General features: G+C 36.7%; 13 protein-coding genes. All 13 read right to left on the reverse strand.

Annotation, left to right across the window (positions count from 1 at the left end; all coding sequences use genetic code 11):
• Positions 1 to 288 precede the first annotated feature (288 nt).
• Complete coding sequence (locus tag BW724_RS16735; protein WP_088076311.1) at positions 289 to 1,404, reverse strand: GntR family transcriptional regulator; 1,116 nt, start codon at positions 1,402 to 1,404, stop codon at positions 289 to 291.
• Positions 1,405 to 1,436: 32 nt separating this feature from the next.
• Positions 1,437 to 2,486 carry an aldose epimerase family protein gene (locus BW724_RS16740; protein WP_088076312.1) on the reverse strand — a complete coding sequence of 350 codons (1,050 nt, stop codon included), beginning with the start codon at positions 2,484 to 2,486 and terminating at the stop codon, positions 1,437 to 1,439.
• A gap of 376 nt (positions 2,487 to 2,862) precedes the next feature.
• Positions 2,863 to 3,585 carry an HAD family hydrolase gene (locus BW724_RS16745; protein ID WP_088076313.1) on the reverse strand — a complete coding sequence of 241 codons (723 nt, stop codon included), beginning with the start codon at positions 3,583 to 3,585 and terminating at the stop codon, positions 2,863 to 2,865.
• A gap of 17 nt (positions 3,586 to 3,602) precedes the next feature.
• Complete coding sequence (locus tag BW724_RS16750; protein WP_235848998.1) at positions 3,603 to 4,760, reverse strand: sn-glycerol-1-phosphate dehydrogenase; 1,158 nt, start codon at positions 4,758 to 4,760, stop codon at positions 3,603 to 3,605.
• Positions 4,761 to 4,898: 138 nt separating this feature from the next.
• Positions 4,899 to 5,231 carry a hypothetical protein gene (locus BW724_RS16755; RefSeq protein ID WP_088076315.1) on the reverse strand — a complete coding sequence of 111 codons (333 nt, stop codon included), beginning with the start codon at positions 5,229 to 5,231 and terminating at the stop codon, positions 4,899 to 4,901.
• A gap of 133 nt (positions 5,232 to 5,364) precedes the next feature.
• On the reverse strand, positions 5,365 to 6,774 hold the full coding sequence (uxaC, locus tag BW724_RS16760; RefSeq protein ID WP_088076316.1) for a glucuronate isomerase: 1,410 nt from the start codon (positions 6,772 to 6,774) through the stop codon (positions 5,365 to 5,367).
• A gap of 109 nt (positions 6,775 to 6,883) precedes the next feature.
• A complete protein-coding gene (locus BW724_RS16765; RefSeq protein ID WP_088076317.1) occupies positions 6,884 to 7,522 on the reverse strand; it encodes a bifunctional 4-hydroxy-2-oxoglutarate aldolase/2-dehydro-3-deoxy-phosphogluconate aldolase in 639 nt (212 codons plus the stop codon).
• 20 nt (positions 7,523 to 7,542) lie between these two features.
• On the reverse strand, positions 7,543 to 8,496 hold the full coding sequence (locus BW724_RS16770; protein ID WP_088076318.1) for a sugar kinase: 954 nt from the start codon (positions 8,494 to 8,496) through the stop codon (positions 7,543 to 7,545).
• Positions 8,497 to 8,840: 344 nt separating this feature from the next.
• A complete protein-coding gene (gene uxuA, locus BW724_RS16775; protein WP_088076319.1) occupies positions 8,841 to 9,911 on the reverse strand; it encodes a mannonate dehydratase in 1,071 nt (356 codons plus the stop codon).
• Positions 9,912 to 10,189: 278 nt separating this feature from the next.
• Positions 10,190 to 12,262 (reverse strand): alpha-glucuronidase family glycosyl hydrolase, encoded by a 2,073-nt coding sequence (locus BW724_RS16780; RefSeq protein WP_235848999.1) that lies wholly within the window; start codon positions 12,260 to 12,262, stop codon positions 10,190 to 10,192.
• Between the two features lie 83 nt (positions 12,263 to 12,345).
• On the reverse strand, positions 12,346 to 13,347 hold the full coding sequence (locus BW724_RS16785) for an endo-1,4-beta-xylanase (protein WP_235849000.1): 1,002 nt from the start codon (positions 13,345 to 13,347) through the stop codon (positions 12,346 to 12,348).
• Between the two features lie 291 nt (positions 13,348 to 13,638).
• On the reverse strand, positions 13,639 to 14,568 hold the full coding sequence (locus tag BW724_RS16790) for a carbohydrate ABC transporter permease (protein ID WP_088076321.1): 930 nt from the start codon (positions 14,566 to 14,568) through the stop codon (positions 13,639 to 13,641).
• 12 nt (positions 14,569 to 14,580) lie between these two features.
• Positions 14,581 to 15,444: an ABC transporter permease gene (locus tag BW724_RS16795; RefSeq protein ID WP_088078007.1), complete on the reverse strand. Its 864-nt coding sequence runs from the start codon at positions 15,442 to 15,444 to the stop codon at positions 14,581 to 14,583.
• Between the last annotated feature and the right edge of the window lie 25 nt (positions 15,445 to 15,469).

A 15,469-nucleotide genomic window follows, 5' to 3' on the forward strand; every position in this document is an offset into this window, starting at 1 on the left:
TTTTCTTAATAATAATTTAAACATTCTATTATAACATTAAATCACACGAACATACACTATTAATCTTATATGTTACGACATTAATTGACAAGAGATTTCTTTGAATATTTCATGTCATTCACAGAATGAAGTCCACTTAAAATCATACAGATATGTCGTGGAATTTATGCCAATTTGATTATTTCCATAAAACAAAAAAACCTGATCTAAAATTAAACCAGGTTTTTCCTTATACTACTTAATTTGCCAATTAATGAATGTTTTGAGCGTTAATATAGAATAAGTCCCTTATTTATCTTCAATTTTCCTTGTGGATTGACGAATGACTAATTTCGGTTCATAAAGCACGTTTTCATACTTAGGAGATGCTTTCCTAGATGGAGAATGGTTTTCCTCCACTAAGTTCACGATCATTCTCGCCGCTTCTTCTCCCATCTCCATTTTAGGGTGCTTCACTGTAGTGAGCTTCACTTCTGTTGCCTCAGCTAAAAATGAATCATCATACCCTACGATAGATATATCTTTTGGAATATTGAGCTTTCTGTTTCTTGTTATATCAAGGAGCGATACGGCAAGCTCATCATTATAACAAACAATAGCCGTTGGTACATCAGCAGAAGCCGAAAGAAGCTTTTCTAACTCCTCATGAGGCTTTGTTTTTTTCTCCTCAGAAAAGAAACTAATAATATAATTTGGATTAATTGGAACTTGATGTTTCCGGTGTGCTTTAATGTAGCCCTTCATCCTTTTGACCCCTTGCGTATCATCCGTTTGGAAGAATCCTACGATGTTTTTATGACCAAGTTCAATTAAGTGCTCAGTTTGGGCATATCCACCCTTTTCATCGTCCATGACTAAACATAATGGCTCCAATTCTTCGTAAAATGCATTAATCATGATATAAGGAATGTTCATTCTTTCCAAATTAAAATAATAGTTAATATTTGGATTGGTAAAAGCACTCTTTGTTGGCTCTACTATAACGCCATCCACGTCTTGAGAAAGAATACTTTCCAGAACACGCTTTTCACTATCAATATTATTGTTTGTACTATAAATACTAACGTTATAGCCACGCTCACTCAAATAGGATTCTGCACCACGTATAATCGACGGGAAAATATAATCAGAAATAAACGTCGTAATGATTGCGATATTTTTCTTATTGGTTTTAGGTTTTTTTTCATTTGTTTTTCGGTCTGCGCAAAAAGTACCTGCACCTTGTTCACGATACAACCAGCCTTCATTTACAAGTTCCCCAACTGCAACACGAATAGTATGCCTACTTACGCCAAATTCCTTCATTAACTCATTTTCAGAATTAATTTTTTGATTGGGAACATAAGTACCATCTAATATTCTCGTCTTTATTTCTTGTTTCACCTTATTATATTTTGTCTGCATCTTATTAACCTCAATTCCACGTTAACTTCATTTTATTTTTTCACATTAAAAGAGTATGTTGTTTGTGAAACATAAGTTTCTTCAGGTGATAAAACGATAGATGCAAAATTAGGGTGATTAATAGCATCGGGATGTTTCTGAGTTTCTAAGCAAAGTGCAAGGTTTTTCTCCGCCTTTTTACCCCCAATATTAAAGTCACCGTTTAACATGTTTCCTGAGTAAAAGACGACACAAGGTTCATCAGTTTCAATCAACAAGTTACGACCACTTTGAGTATCCTCTAAGAAAATCTCCCTAGCATTGTTTTCGTCTAGTACAAAAGGATGATCATACCCATTTCCTGCAAGAACATTTTGATCGTGCTCAGAAGTCATTCCTTCACCAACTTTTCTCCCATTTCGGAAGTCAAATGGTGTACCATCAACATTTGCATACTCACCTGTTGGAATAAGCTCCTTATTTAATGGAATGAATTTGCTGCTTTTTAAAGTAAGTTCATGATCCTTAATATCCCTTTTAAGATTACCACTTAAATTGAAGTATGTATGATTCGTTAAATTTAAGATAGTTTTCTTATTCGTTTTTCCATTGTATTTAATAATTAATTCATTATCGTTGTTTACTATATATGTTACTTCTATATTAACTTCACCAGGGTAACCTTCTTCTCCGTCAAGGCTTACATATGTGAAAACGACGCCAACTTGATCAGGATCCTCGATGGTTTTTACATCCCATAACACTTTATCAAACCCCGTAATACCACCATGCAAGTGATTGTTCCCATCATTTATTGGCAGTTGATAAGTTTTTCCATCCAATTCGAATTTCCCTTTAGCAATTCTCCCAGCTACCCGACCAATAGTTGCACCAAAGAATGGTGAATGCTTCTGGTAATCTTCCATGTTATCAAAACCTAAAACTACATTCTCCACATTTCCTTTGTTGTCTGGAACCAATAATTCTGTGATGATACAGCCATAGTTAATACATGTTAATTCAAAGTTATGATCGTTTTTTAGAGTATAGGCATGTACGTCCTTTCCCTCTAATTGTCCGAACTTCTGCTGTGTAATATTCATCTTCTGTTTGCACTCCTTTAGTTTATTTAAAGGCTCTCTTAAACTTAGTTGTTGATTTTTTGTTACAGGTACTCGCTTTCCGCGGGCGGCTGGTAAGCCTCCTCCAAATTCCGCCTAAGTACATGCCCACGTCCTGTGGGCAACGGCGTAATGTCGGCGTCCTGCCTCCTGCATCTGCGGGGTCTTACCCCTGCCTTTAATCCCGCAGGAACGAGCATAAACATCACGAGTATGCTGCGAGTTGTCTCGACGGATATACTACATAGCATTTGCTTGTAGAGGAAGAGACAGGCATACCTTCCACAAAAAATCAAAAGTGTTAAATATCAACATTATCCTTTAACAGAGCTTATTTAAAAATTAATCTCATCGTACACTATTGAAATGTTTCAAATCCATTTACTTCTATGTAATTACGTATTTCCCTATATCCATTAAAATCTGATAAAGGTTTTCGTTTTCTAAAATTAAACCAAACACTATTCCACCCAGCGTGGTGTGAAGGAATCACATCATTAACCCATGAGTCCCCAACATAAAAACAGTTTTCTGGAGAGAGCCCTAGTTTCTCTTGTACATAGATGAAAATCCCTTTATCAGGCTTTGCAATTCCTACTCCATCTGACACAAAAATAAAATCTTCTGGAATAATATCTACAATGTGTAGCGTTTTCAACTTACTCAACTGATGATCCACAGGACCGTTTGATAAGATTCCAACTAAATAACCTTCCTGTTGAAGAGACTTCATAAGACTTACAACCCCTGCAAAAGGTATAATTCTTTGTTGATAATCTAAATAAATCTGTTGTAGCTTTTCAGCATTATCCTCACTTAATTTAATATCAAAATCATGAAATGCCCTAACTAATCTCTGAACTCGTAACTCCTGAAGACTCATTTCCCCAGTGCAATATGCTTCTTTCCATAGTGTATCACTATAATGTCTAACTGTCTTAAACAGTTTTCCATAATTAATGTCATTTAATATTCCTATTGATTTTGCAGCATTCTTAAATGGAACTAATTGGTCATATAACGTGTCATCTAAATCAAAAAAACACGCTTTTATTTCTCTTCTTTCCTTTACACCTATCATTTATGCATCTCCATTTTCTATTCATTATGACGAAAATATTTATTATAGAAAGCTAACATTGTTAAACGATCGCGAATTAAATGTGCTTCTTTTAAGCTAGCGTTTACAAGTCCTTCACTTATCCCAAGACTAGAAGGAGACGTTTCCCCTCCCACTTTTCTAACTAGACTTTTTAAGAAAGTATGGTCAGGAATTTCATCTATGATTTGAAAAACTTTGTCTTTTTTGTCCACCAAATCTGTTTCATTTATTCTGTCCTTGAAGGTAGATTTATATAATGTTGCCACCAAGCCACACGCAACTGCAACTTTTTCTCCATGAAGCTTCTGAGGTTTATGTTTCTGAATAAAATCCATTTCCCAATAGTGTGAAACATGATGCTCTGCTCCAGATGCTGGAAAAGATTGTCCAATTATGAGCATGGCAAGTCCTGAATGAACAAGTGCTTCCATCAGTGTTTTAATGCCATCTTCGTCTTTGGTCGCAATTAAATCTACATTTAATATACAAGAATCTAGCGCTTTTTTTGTTAAATCATAGGCAGTTGGACAGAATGGTTTCTCAGTCATTAGGTGATCAAATTTCCAATCAGCAAGTGACGTTGCCTTTCCTAATATATCCCCAAAACCTGCAGCAATCATTCTTGTAGGGGCTTCCATTAAAATTTTTAGATCTGCAAACATCGCGATCGGCGCATGAGTTTGAAAAGTTATTTTCTTTTCCTTCACAATTAATGGTGCACCCATACTTGTATATCCATCTACTGACGGAGCTGTTGGGACTGAAAGAAATGGCTTCCCCATTTTAAAACTAACGAACCTTGTAATATCATGGATGGTCCCTGCACCTGCAGCGATAAAGATATCTGTTTCGCTTGGACTCTCAATCATTAGTTGTATTAGGGATCTTTCATCTGCCACTACGTCACCTAAATCATTAGGCTCAATAATGACATGCTTACTTTCAAAATGAGTTTTTTCTCTTATCTCAATAGATAACTTTTTACCTATAACAGAAGAAGTGATATCGTCTGATACAATAACTGCATTTTTAAAACCCTTCTCCATTATATAGGTAATAATATGATCAAGTGTGTTGTTTCCAATATGTATTTTCTCTATTTCAATGGGATAATGTTGATTCCCACAGCTACAATCGAAATGATCGATATGCACAATGATTCCACTCCCTTCTTTTGCACCAGTATTTACACATATCCGTATGGCTTTATCCTTATATCATTATAAATCAATTTAATGGCAAACTAAAAGGGTTTATCCACATTCCAGTGAATAAACCCAATTCATTTCAAATTACTTGTTGCCAATAAAGCTTCCATCTACGTAAGCCTCTTCTTCTTGTAAGATAAGAAAAGCTTTTTCTAGATCCTCTTCCTCCACCTCAAACTCCAATAAATGGGTTAATTCTACTTGGCTCTCTTCCATGGATAAATCAGGTAACTTGCTTGGAATGATAGGCTTCATGGACCCAGACAAAGGTTGGTAATGGGAGGAAGGTATAAATAACGTGTAATCTTTTCCTTCTGGAATTTCATCGATTCGGTCATTAGATACTCTCAATTTCTTTAACCTGACAGAAGTGGAGAAAGCATCATTTTCATTTTTAAAATACGCCTGTAGTTTCATTTTCCCAACACCTTTCTGTCTCGTATTACTATCACTTTACCCAGCCTCGTCCATTTGAAACATTCCCTATGAAAAAAGGCCGCTGAGTATTTACTCAACAGCCCGAGTCTAACAACCATATTTGAAAAGATCCTTACTTTCCATTCACATCAAAATAATTCACTGCATTGTTATAACAAATATCTTGAATCATTTTACCTAAGAAAGCGTAATCCCTCGGCGCTTCTCCGGCTTCGACCCAACCACCGACTAATTGACATAGCAAGCGTCGGAAATATTCATGTCGAGTATATGATAGGAAGCTTCTAGAATCAGTCAGCATTCCAATAAAGGTACTTAATAACCCAAGGTTCGATAAATCTGTCATCTGACGAAGCATGCCATCCTTCTGATCATTAAACCACCAACCAGAACCAAACTGCACCTTCCCCTTTTGTCCTTCACCTTGGAAATTACCACAAGCGGTCGCTATCACGTAGTTATGATTTGGGTTTAAAGAATAGATGATCGTCTTAGGAAGCTCATTCGTTATATCTAATGCATTTAAAAAGCCATTCAACTGTTTGGCTAAGTTGAAATCATTTATCGAATCAAACCCTGTGTTAGCTCCAACCTTATTAAACATTCTCTCACTATTATCCCTTAACGGACCAACATGCAACTGCATCGCCCAACCTAATGAATGGTAAAGTCGCCCTAAGAATAATAGTGTATGTGTTTTATACTTTTCTTCCTCAACCGGTGCAATAGCTTCTCCCTGTCTTGCTTTAGAAAAAATATCAGCTGCCTCTTTCTCCGTACAAGGTTCATATGGTAGCGTTTCTAGCCCATGATCTGAAATTCTACATCCAACCTCATGGAAGTAATTTGCTCGTTTTTCAATTGCCTTAAGAAAGTCCCCATAAGAATTAATCGAAACTTCACTAACGTTTGCAAGCTTTTCAACATACTCATTAAAACCTGGCTTCGCTAGTTCAACTGCCATGTCTGGTCGGAAGGAAGGTAACACTTTGCAAGAAATATTTTCATTATTCTTGATTTGTTTATGATAGTTTAAGTCATCAATAGGATCATCCGTTGTTCCAATCAATTCAACGTTAGACTTTTCAATGATTTTTTGCGCCGAAAACTCAGGTTTTTGAAGCAACTCATTACAATGATTCCAAAGCTCATCACCAGTTTCCTCACTTAATAGAATATCTGTATCAAAGTATCTCTTCAATTCTAAATGAGTCCAATGGTATAGGGGATTACCCATTGTATAAGGAACTGTCTTTGCCCATTGTTGGAATTTATCATAATCACTGGCATCACCAGTAATATATTTTTCTTCCACCCCTAAAGCACGTAATGCTCTCCACTTATAATGGTCTCCATCAAGCCAGATCTCCGTCATATTCTTAAAAAATTTATTTTCAGCAATTTCTTGAGGACTCAAATGACAGTGATAATCATATATCGGCATATCCTTTGCATAACCATGGTATAGCGTTCGTGAGGCTTCGTTTGGTAGTAGAAAGTCATCATGAATAAAAGGTTTCATTTACCTATTCACTCCTTTTTTCCTATGTTATGAATACGTATTTCCATTTTCATAATAGAAATAGCTGGCACGGAGGAATTTCCTCCTCCCTGTACGCCAGCTTCTATTTCTAACCTCTTGCTTTCTTTACTTCATTTACAAACTGACTTGCTGTTTTTGTTAAGTTCTCCAAGTATTCTTCCGTAATCTCTACTTTCGTGTTCACTAAAGTACTTCCCACACCTGCAGCAACAGCCCCAGCTTTGATGTAAGAACCAACATTATCTACATTAATTCCACCTGTAGGCATCAGTGGGATATGCGGCATTGGTCCATGAACATCTTTAAAGTAACCAGGTCCCATTATGTTTGCTGGGAAAACTTTTATGATGTCTGCCCCATGCTCATATGCAGTTAAAATTTCTGTTGGTGTCATTGCCCCAGGTACACTTAAAACGCCATATCTCTTTGTCATTTTAATAGTTTCCGGATTAACGACTGGCGAAAAAACAAATTTAGCGCCAGCCATAATGGAAGCTCTTGCAGTTTCTGGGTCTAGTACAGTCCCCACTCCCACAACTGCTTCATCTTTTAATTCATCTACAGCCATTTCGACTAATGATAAAATTTTTGGGGTTTCCACCGTTAACTCTAGTGCCTTTACACCACCAGCACTCAAAGCCTTTGCAATTGGAATAATATTATCTTTGTTTGCACCACGTATAACTGCAACAATTCCACTGTCTTTAATTTGATCTATTAAAGTCATATTCTTTCCTCCATTCAACCTTATCTATCAACGTCGTCTCCGTCTGTACCTGCCATTAGTCTTTCTAACTCTTCCCGATCAGCTAATCCTTCAAAGTCACCTTCTACCTGTGTTGCCAAGGCACCGACAGCATTCGCTCTCCTCACTGCCTCATTTAATGGAAGCTCATCCAAAAGCCCTGATATAAATCCAGCTGCGAACCCATCACCAGCGCCCACTGGATCTACTACCGTTTTCATCGGAAAACCAGGTACTAGTGCATGGGCGTCTTTAGTGAAGTAATAAGCCCCACGAGGACCATCTTTCAGAATAACAACACTAGCCCCTTCTTTTAAGAAAAGCTCTCCTAATTTTTCTGGGTCCTTTTCATCAAACATGAATTTACCTTCCTCAAAACCTGGTAAAATGATATCTGACAAACCAGCAAGCTCCAATAAAACTCTCCTTGCTTTCTCTTCACTCCACAGTTTTTTCCTTAAATTAGGATCAAAAATCACTTTTATGTTATTTTCCTTTGCAATATTTACAGCTCTAAGAACAGTTTCATAGCAACTGTCACTAAGGGCAGGGGTAATCCCTGTTATATGTAAATACTTTGCCTTTTTTATATATGATTCATCAATATCATCAGGTGTCATTTGGCTTGCTGCCGACCCTTTACGATAATATTGCACTTTCACATTATCCCCACTACGAACTTCCTTAAAGTATAGGCCAGTTGGGGCAGTTTCATCTGTCTTCACTTGACTAACGTCTACACCTTCGCCTCTAACAAAGGCAAGCATCGCTTTTCCAAACTCATCCTTACCAACCCGACTAATCCAACCTGCTTGATGACCAAGGCGAGTTAATCCAATGGCAACATTCGTTTCTGCCCCACCGAATTTTCTTGAAAAAGTGTGTGAGTATTTAATTAAAGAAGAGGATTCTGGTGTAAATAAAACCATCGTTTCTCCTAATGTAACAACATCCATCAACGATCCCTCCTATATAATATGCTACCCTGTAAATTGATAACTTCTAGTGCCAATTCACACTTTTCTTTATAATTAGGTATCATGAATGATAATTTGCATTCTTTGGTAAGTGAATGATTGGAAGTCTACGAGACTCCTGCGGGATTGAAGGCAAGGGTAAGACCCCGCAGAGCGAAAGCACGAGGAGGCTTACCAGCCGCCCGCGGAAAGCGAGTAGGCTGAAAAGAATTCATTTACCATTGCACTCCCCTATTGATCAGGGTGCCTATTTATAAAGAAAAGGTTGACATCCTTTCATGTCAACCTTCTTAAGGAATTTATCATACTAATAAAATGTCCGTTTAGTTGTTTTCCTTATATCTGTTTAAACTATCCCATACGCCCCACATGTACATGATTCCCATACCTCTATCGTAAAGGCCATATCCTGGGCGACATTTCTCATCCCAAATGTGTCTTCCATGGTCAGGACGTGCATATCCAGTAAAGCCGATATCATGGTAAGCTTTCATTATTTCTAAAATATCAACGGAACCATCTTCACTTCTATGGGAAGTTTCAATAAAGTCTCCGTTATCGTAGCGCTTTAAGTTACGGATATGTGCAAATGGAATTCGATCCGCAAATTCCCTTACCATTTCTGCAACGTTGTTATTTGGGTTAGCACCTAAGGAACCACTACAGAGGGTAATTCCGTTATATGGACTGTCCACAAGCTTAACAAATCTTCTTAAGTTTTCTTTACCAGTAATGATTCGTGGTAAACCAAAGATTGGCCATGGTGGATCATCCGGGTGAATTGCCATTTTAATATCATTTTCTGCAGCAACTGGAATGATTTGCTCTAAGAAATATTGAAGGTTGTTCCATAGATCCTCTTCAGAAACTTCTTTGTATGCATCAAATAGTTTAGAAAGCTGCGCTAATCGCTCTGGCTCCCATCCTGGCATTGTAAAATCAGGGTTATCATTAATTGTATTAACTAAATCCATTGGATCCATGTCATCTACGATTGCTTTTTCATAAAATAAGGCTGTTGAACCGTCTTCTAACTCTTTAAAGAGATCCGTTCTTGTCCAATCGAAAACAGGCATAAAGTTATAACAAATTACTTTAACTCCTACTTTACCTAGTTTCTCAATTGTTTTTTTGTAGTTTTCAATATACTTGTCTCTAGTTGGAAGTCCAAGCTTGATATCTTCATGGATATTAACGCTTTCAACAACATCAATATTTAAACCATGCTCATCTGCTTGTTTTTTCACTTCTTCAATACGGTCCATTGGCCATTCAACACCTGCAGCCATATCATGTAAAGACCAAACAATTCCCTCTACACCAGGAATTTGTTTAATATGCCTTAGGTCTACCGTATCATTCCCTTCACCAAACCATCTAAATGTCATTCTCAAACTGAATCACCTCATGACTGATATTTATACTACATTTCATATTCCAATGATATTATATCGTTTTTCTAGAATAAATACATCTTTTACTGATAATTTAAAAGCTTATGTCTATAAAAACAAGAGAGCCTAGAACAAAATGTTTTAACATACGTTAACTTGAACTTTCGCTTAGGAATTACTTCGCATTGGTTGTAAAAAAGTTCGTATTCTTGTTAAACAGTTTACTAATGTCCCAGCCTCTTCTGTTTTTTGATAAGGTTTGGATCATCTATTATAAATTAATAGATTTTGCGATTCTTTTCGTCAGCAATACCAGACTTACGGTAGAAATACGTGTTGATAATATCTCTCCACTCTTTAGAGTGTTCAACCTGATGTTCAAATCTTTCTAGTACTCCTTGGAAGATCATCGGCGGAATTTTCCCTTCAAGTGATGACCAACGGGATTTTAATTCCTCCGCCTCTTCTACACCTTCAAAGTGAGTATCATAAATATGCTGAATAACTGTCTTTCCAGATTTCAACTTATGAGTGTATGGTACATGATGGAAGAATAAAAGCAATTCATCTGGACATGTATCAACATTTTCATACATCTCTGCATTTTCAGGGAAATATTGACCGGCATAACCTGTACCTGTTGCAACGGTACGGTCAACACCGATCCCTTTCCAATCAGCAAAGTGATACGTTCCCCATCTGTCATATTCATAGCCATCTACATTTGGACCATAGTGATGGTTTGGATTTACCATCCAGCCTACACCTAATGGAGAAGTATAGTTTTCATATGTTCTCCATGATCCAAGAAGCATTTCTGATACTTCTTTAACAACTACTGGGTCTGTACCGAAAGTCATTTTTACCCACTCATCCGTAATTTCCTCGGAAGATAATTCAGGATTCCACGTAAGACGTCCATACCCGTATAAGTTAGCTTGTGCCAACGTATGACCAGTCCAGTTTTCATCATTTCCACTGTTTGAAACTGCAGTAATTCCGCAATATGTATAAGGGAATTTACTACCATCAACAACAGATTTAATTGGAGTACCTTCTCCCTGAGCATACGTATCAAAATCTAAAATTTCTTTCCATTGCGGAATAAGATAACATAGATGTCTTTGTTGACCTGTATACTCTTGTGCAACTTGGAACTCCAACACTTGATTTGTTTTTGGCATAGCACCAAATAAAGGAGAAACACCTTCCCTTACTTGGAAATCCATTGGGCCATTTTTAATTTGAAGAACAACGTTGTCATTAAATTCACCATCAAGTGGCTTGAAGTGATCGTAAGCTGCTCTAGCACGGTCAGTAGATCGATCACGCCAGTCCTGTAGACAGTTGTATACAAAACATCTCCAGAATACAATTCCACCAAATGGCTCGAATGCTTCTGCAAGCATATTGGAACCATCAGCATGATTTCGTCCATAAGTAAATGGGCCAGGGCGATGCTCAGAGTCTGCTTTTACTACAACTCCACCGAAATCAGGGATATATTCGTAAATTTCCTTTACTTTCTCTTTCCACCAGTTACGAACATTTTCATCTAATGGATCTGCAGTATCTAATCCGCCTAATTCAATTGGACTCGCATAATTGATACTTAAGTAAGTTTTAATTCCATAAGCTCTGAATATATCCGCCACTTTTGCTACATCTGGTAAGAATTCTGGAGTAATTAACTTTGATTCTACTTCGTGTACATTCACGTTATTAAATGCAACAGCATTTAGTCCAGATGAGGATAGCATTCTAGCATAATCTTTAATTCTATCCCAATCACGAACAAAACGGTTATCTTCAAAAAATAGAGAGTTACCTGAATATCCACGTTCAACGCTTCCATCCATGTTATCCCATTCATTAAGCATTCTAATTTGGTTTCGTGGATTTTCCACAATATCTATGTTCTGCAAACTAGATTCAGTTTGTAGTAATCGAAGTAAATGGAATGTTCCATATAAAATACCTTTGTCTGTTTTACCAAGAATAATGATACTATCACTCTCTGGAACAGACTTCATTAAGTAACCCTCTGAGTTTAACTGTGCTACTTTATCAGTGTCAATGAGGCCGTCAACTTGCTCTAAATCATCTGCAGTGGCTAAAACTATGTTAGATGTTCCTTCAAACACAGTGGAAATAGTTAATTCAACCTGAAACATTGAAGAAATTCCACGAAGAAGTTCCTCTTTAGATGAATTGACAACTACAGAATCCTTCTTAGGTAGTACGATGTTTTTTAAGAATGGTTTATAATTACTCTTCGTTACTTCACTCTTTGGGAGATATGCTAACCAGCTTTCATACCCATTTTCTTTTCTATTTAAGATGTCTGTCACGATGCTGCCTCCAATCATTTTGATGTAATGTAATTAGAAGGTGAATACAATCATCTTTAAGTTACATTACATCAAAGCATAGTCTAAAAGTTTACGAGCTTCCAAAAAGACTCTTTAGGGTTTTGATCTACATCAAATACAAATGGCCAGTTTTTTCTACCTCTTACTGGGAAGTCACTTAACCAAGTATACCTGTCACTTACACCCCAGAATGTTACTCCCGTGATAACATCACGATATTCCCTAAGTAGTTTAAAGAATTCATCGTAACGTTTCTCTTGAAGTTCTAAAAGTTCTTCTGTTGGTTCTGTAAGGTCAGTACGTTTGTCACCGTGCTCAAACACAGATACATCAAGTTCTGTAAGTTGTAGTTGTAGACCGAGTGACGAATAACGCTCAATTGCAGCTCTAATATCATCAATAGTTGGACCATAAATATTCCAATGGGCTTGTAAACCAACACCGTGAATTGGAACACCTTTATCCTTGAGAGATTTTACTAATCTATAAATCTTCTCTCGTTTTTCAGGGTCCGACTCATTGTAATCATTATAGAATAATGATGCTTCTGGATCCGCTTTATGGGCAATTTCAAAGGCTATCGAAATAAAGTCTTCACCTAGAATGTCAAGCCACTTTGATTTACGTAAGTACTCTCCTTCATGATCAGAGATCACTTCATTAACAACGTCCCAAGCATAGACACGCCCTTTATAACGGGACACTACCGTTGTAATATGTGTTTCCATTCTTTCAATCAGCTTTTCTCTACTTACTTGAGTACCATCCTCATTTTCAAAAAACCAATCTGGTGTTTGGTTATGCCATACTAGCGTATGACCACGAACCATCTTATTATTTGCTTCTGCAAACGCAAACATTTCATCGGATTTTTCAAATGTAAATATGCCCTCTTGTGGCTGTAGAAGAATTGGCTTCATTTCATTTTCTGCAGTAATACTATTAAAGTGTTTCTTTAATAATTCTTGTTCAGAATGAAGTGTTTTTGAATTCACTGCAGCTCCGATAGGAAAATAATCTTTATATTTGGCATACAGTGAAGGGGGCATTGACTTGTTTTCCATGCTTTGCCTCCATTTTTATTATATTAATATCTCTTTAACGATAAAAGTCTGGATGAATGCCATTGCTTTAATGAATAAGATTCACCTTCGCTAATGGCATCACCAGAGAGATTAGATTAATATAATAGATTTATTTTTTGAATCATATAACAGTGCATATTCTAGAAGAAATGAACATCATATAAAGAATTAAATTATGTTTCTATATAGTATAAACAAGACTACAAATAGTTTCTTAAGCGCAAACTCAAATCAACCGTTTTTATAATATATTAGGTTTGAAGTGGACTATTAACCTTTAACTCCACCAAGAGTTAGACCTTTAACAAAGTATTTTTGTAGGAATGGATATACACAGATGATCGGAACACTTACTACAATTGTCATCGCTGCACGAACTGCCTGTGGTGTTACTGTTTGAACAACCCCACCTTGCGAAGCTGCGAAGGCACCTGCTGCAGAACCAGAACCTAGTGATGCGTTAGAGTTTTGAAGTACTTTCATCAACTCATACTGTAATACACTTAAGTTTGGATATGATGAGTTGTAGATGAACACATCAAACCATTGGTTCCATTGGAATACTGCAAAGAATAATGCAATTGTTGCAATTACCGGTAAACTTAGTGGTAAAGCAATTTTTATAAATTGAGTCCATTCACCCGCACCATCAATACGTGCTGATTCGAAAATCGTCTCTGGTAATCCTTCAATAAAGGAACGCGTAACGATTAATTGGAAGATACCAACAATATGTGGAATAACATAAATCCAGAATGTACCGATTAAAGAAAGCTCTCTCATTAATAGGTAAGTTGGGATAAGACCACCATTGATGTACATTGTTAATACGAAAATTAAAGTTGTAAATTTACGTAGTACGAAGTATTGTCTACTAATAGTATAAGCTACCATTGCTGTACAGAATACTGATAGTGACGTACCAATTACTGTACGTAAAATCGAAATAATACCTGCTTGTAAAACTTGTGCTTCACCAAAAACGTGCTCAAAGTTGTATGTTGTCCATTCCCTTGGTAATAAGTGAATACCACCACGTACTGTATCAGTAGCATCGTTAAAGGAAATTGCCAACGTATTTATCATTGGGTAAAGCATTACTACGACTAGCAATACCATGAAAATAACGTTAAGTGTATCGAATACAAGGTCATCTACACCACGACGACGGCCTGTAAACTTAGATAAAAATTTCTTCATGATGTCCCTCCTCTAGAATAATCTCGCTTCGCCAAGTTTCTTCGCTATTGAGTTTGCTGAGAATAGGAAGATGAAGCTGACTACTGTTTTAAACATACCTGCTGCTGTTGCTAAGGAGAAGTTCCCCATATTAATACCGTATCTTAAAACGAATATATCCAAGTTCTCCGCATAATCCATGTTCATTGGGTTCATTAATAGATATTGTGCTTCAAAACCAGACTCTAAAATATAACCAATGTTCATGATTAGTAGGATAACGATTACTGGTCTCATACCAGGTAAAGTAATGTGCCAGATTCTTTGTAGACGGGACGCTCCATCAATTTCTGCTGCTTCATATTGTTCTGTATCGATCATTGTAATTGCAGCTAAGTAAATAATTGAGTTCCAACCTACGTTTTTCCAAACATCAGAGAGCCCGATAATTCCCCAGAAATACTCTCCAATACCTAAGAACATAACTGGTCTATCAATAATTCCAATATTTGTAAGGATGATATTAATAATACCATTTTCCATTGACAATGCTGCTGATACTAAACCAGCTGCTACTACCCATGATAAGAAGTGAGGCATGTAACTAATTGTTTGTACAATTCGCTTAAATGTTACGTTACGTAATTCATTTAATAATATGGCTAAAGAGATAGCTGTCACAAAGCCTAAAATGAGGTTAATGAAACTCATTGCAAGGGTGTTACGCATTACTTCCATAAATCTCGGATCTGTAAATAAGAACTCAAAGTGCTTAAATCCAGCCCAATCTTGTTCAAACATTGGTCTAGCCGGTCTAAAATCTTGGAACGCCATTACCCAACCAGCTACTGGTAAATATCTGAAAATAATTAACCAGATAATAAACGGGATACTCATATAAAGTAATACTCTTTGTTCTTTA

This window comes from Litchfieldia alkalitelluris, assembly GCF_002153425.1.
GTDB lineage: Bacteria > Bacillota > Bacilli > Bacillales > Salisediminibacteriaceae > Evansella > Evansella alkalicola.

Bases quoted from the DNA above. Each gene is read 5' to 3' on its own strand.
- BW724_RS16740 (WP_088076312.1), bottom strand. From the start codon at position 2,486: ATGAATATTACACAGCAGAAGTTCGGACAATTAGAGGGAAAGGACGTA.
- BW724_RS16755 (WP_088076315.1), bottom strand. From the start codon at position 5,231: ATGAAACTACAGGCGTATTTTAAAAATGAAAATGATGCTTTCTCCACT.
- BW724_RS16790 (WP_088076321.1), bottom strand. From the start codon at position 14,568: ATGAAGAAATTTTTATCTAAGTTTACAGGCCGTCGTCGTGGTGTAGAT.
- BW724_RS16735 (WP_088076311.1), bottom strand. From the start codon at position 1,404: ATGCAGACAAAATATAATAAGGTGAAACAAGAAATAAAGACGAGAATA.
- BW724_RS16795 (WP_088078007.1), bottom strand. From the start codon at position 15,444: ATGAGTATCCCGTTTATTATCTGGTTAATTATTTTCAGATATTTACCA.
- BW724_RS16745 (WP_088076313.1), bottom strand. From the start codon at position 3,585: ATGATAGGTGTAAAGGAAAGAAGAGAAATAAAAGCGTGTTTTTTTGAT.
- BW724_RS16765 (WP_088076317.1), bottom strand. From the start codon at position 7,522: ATGACTTTAATAGATCAAATTAAAGACAGTGGAATTGTTGCAGTTATA.
- uxaC (WP_088076316.1), bottom strand. From the start codon at position 6,774: ATGAAACCTTTTATTCATGATGACTTTCTACTACCAAACGAAGCCTCA.
- BW724_RS16770 (WP_088076318.1), bottom strand. From the start codon at position 8,496: ATGGATGTTGTTACATTAGGAGAAACGATGGTTTTATTTACACCAGAA.
- BW724_RS16785 (WP_235849000.1), bottom strand. From the start codon at position 13,347: ATGGAAAACAAGTCAATGCCCCCTTCACTGTATGCCAAATATAAAGAT.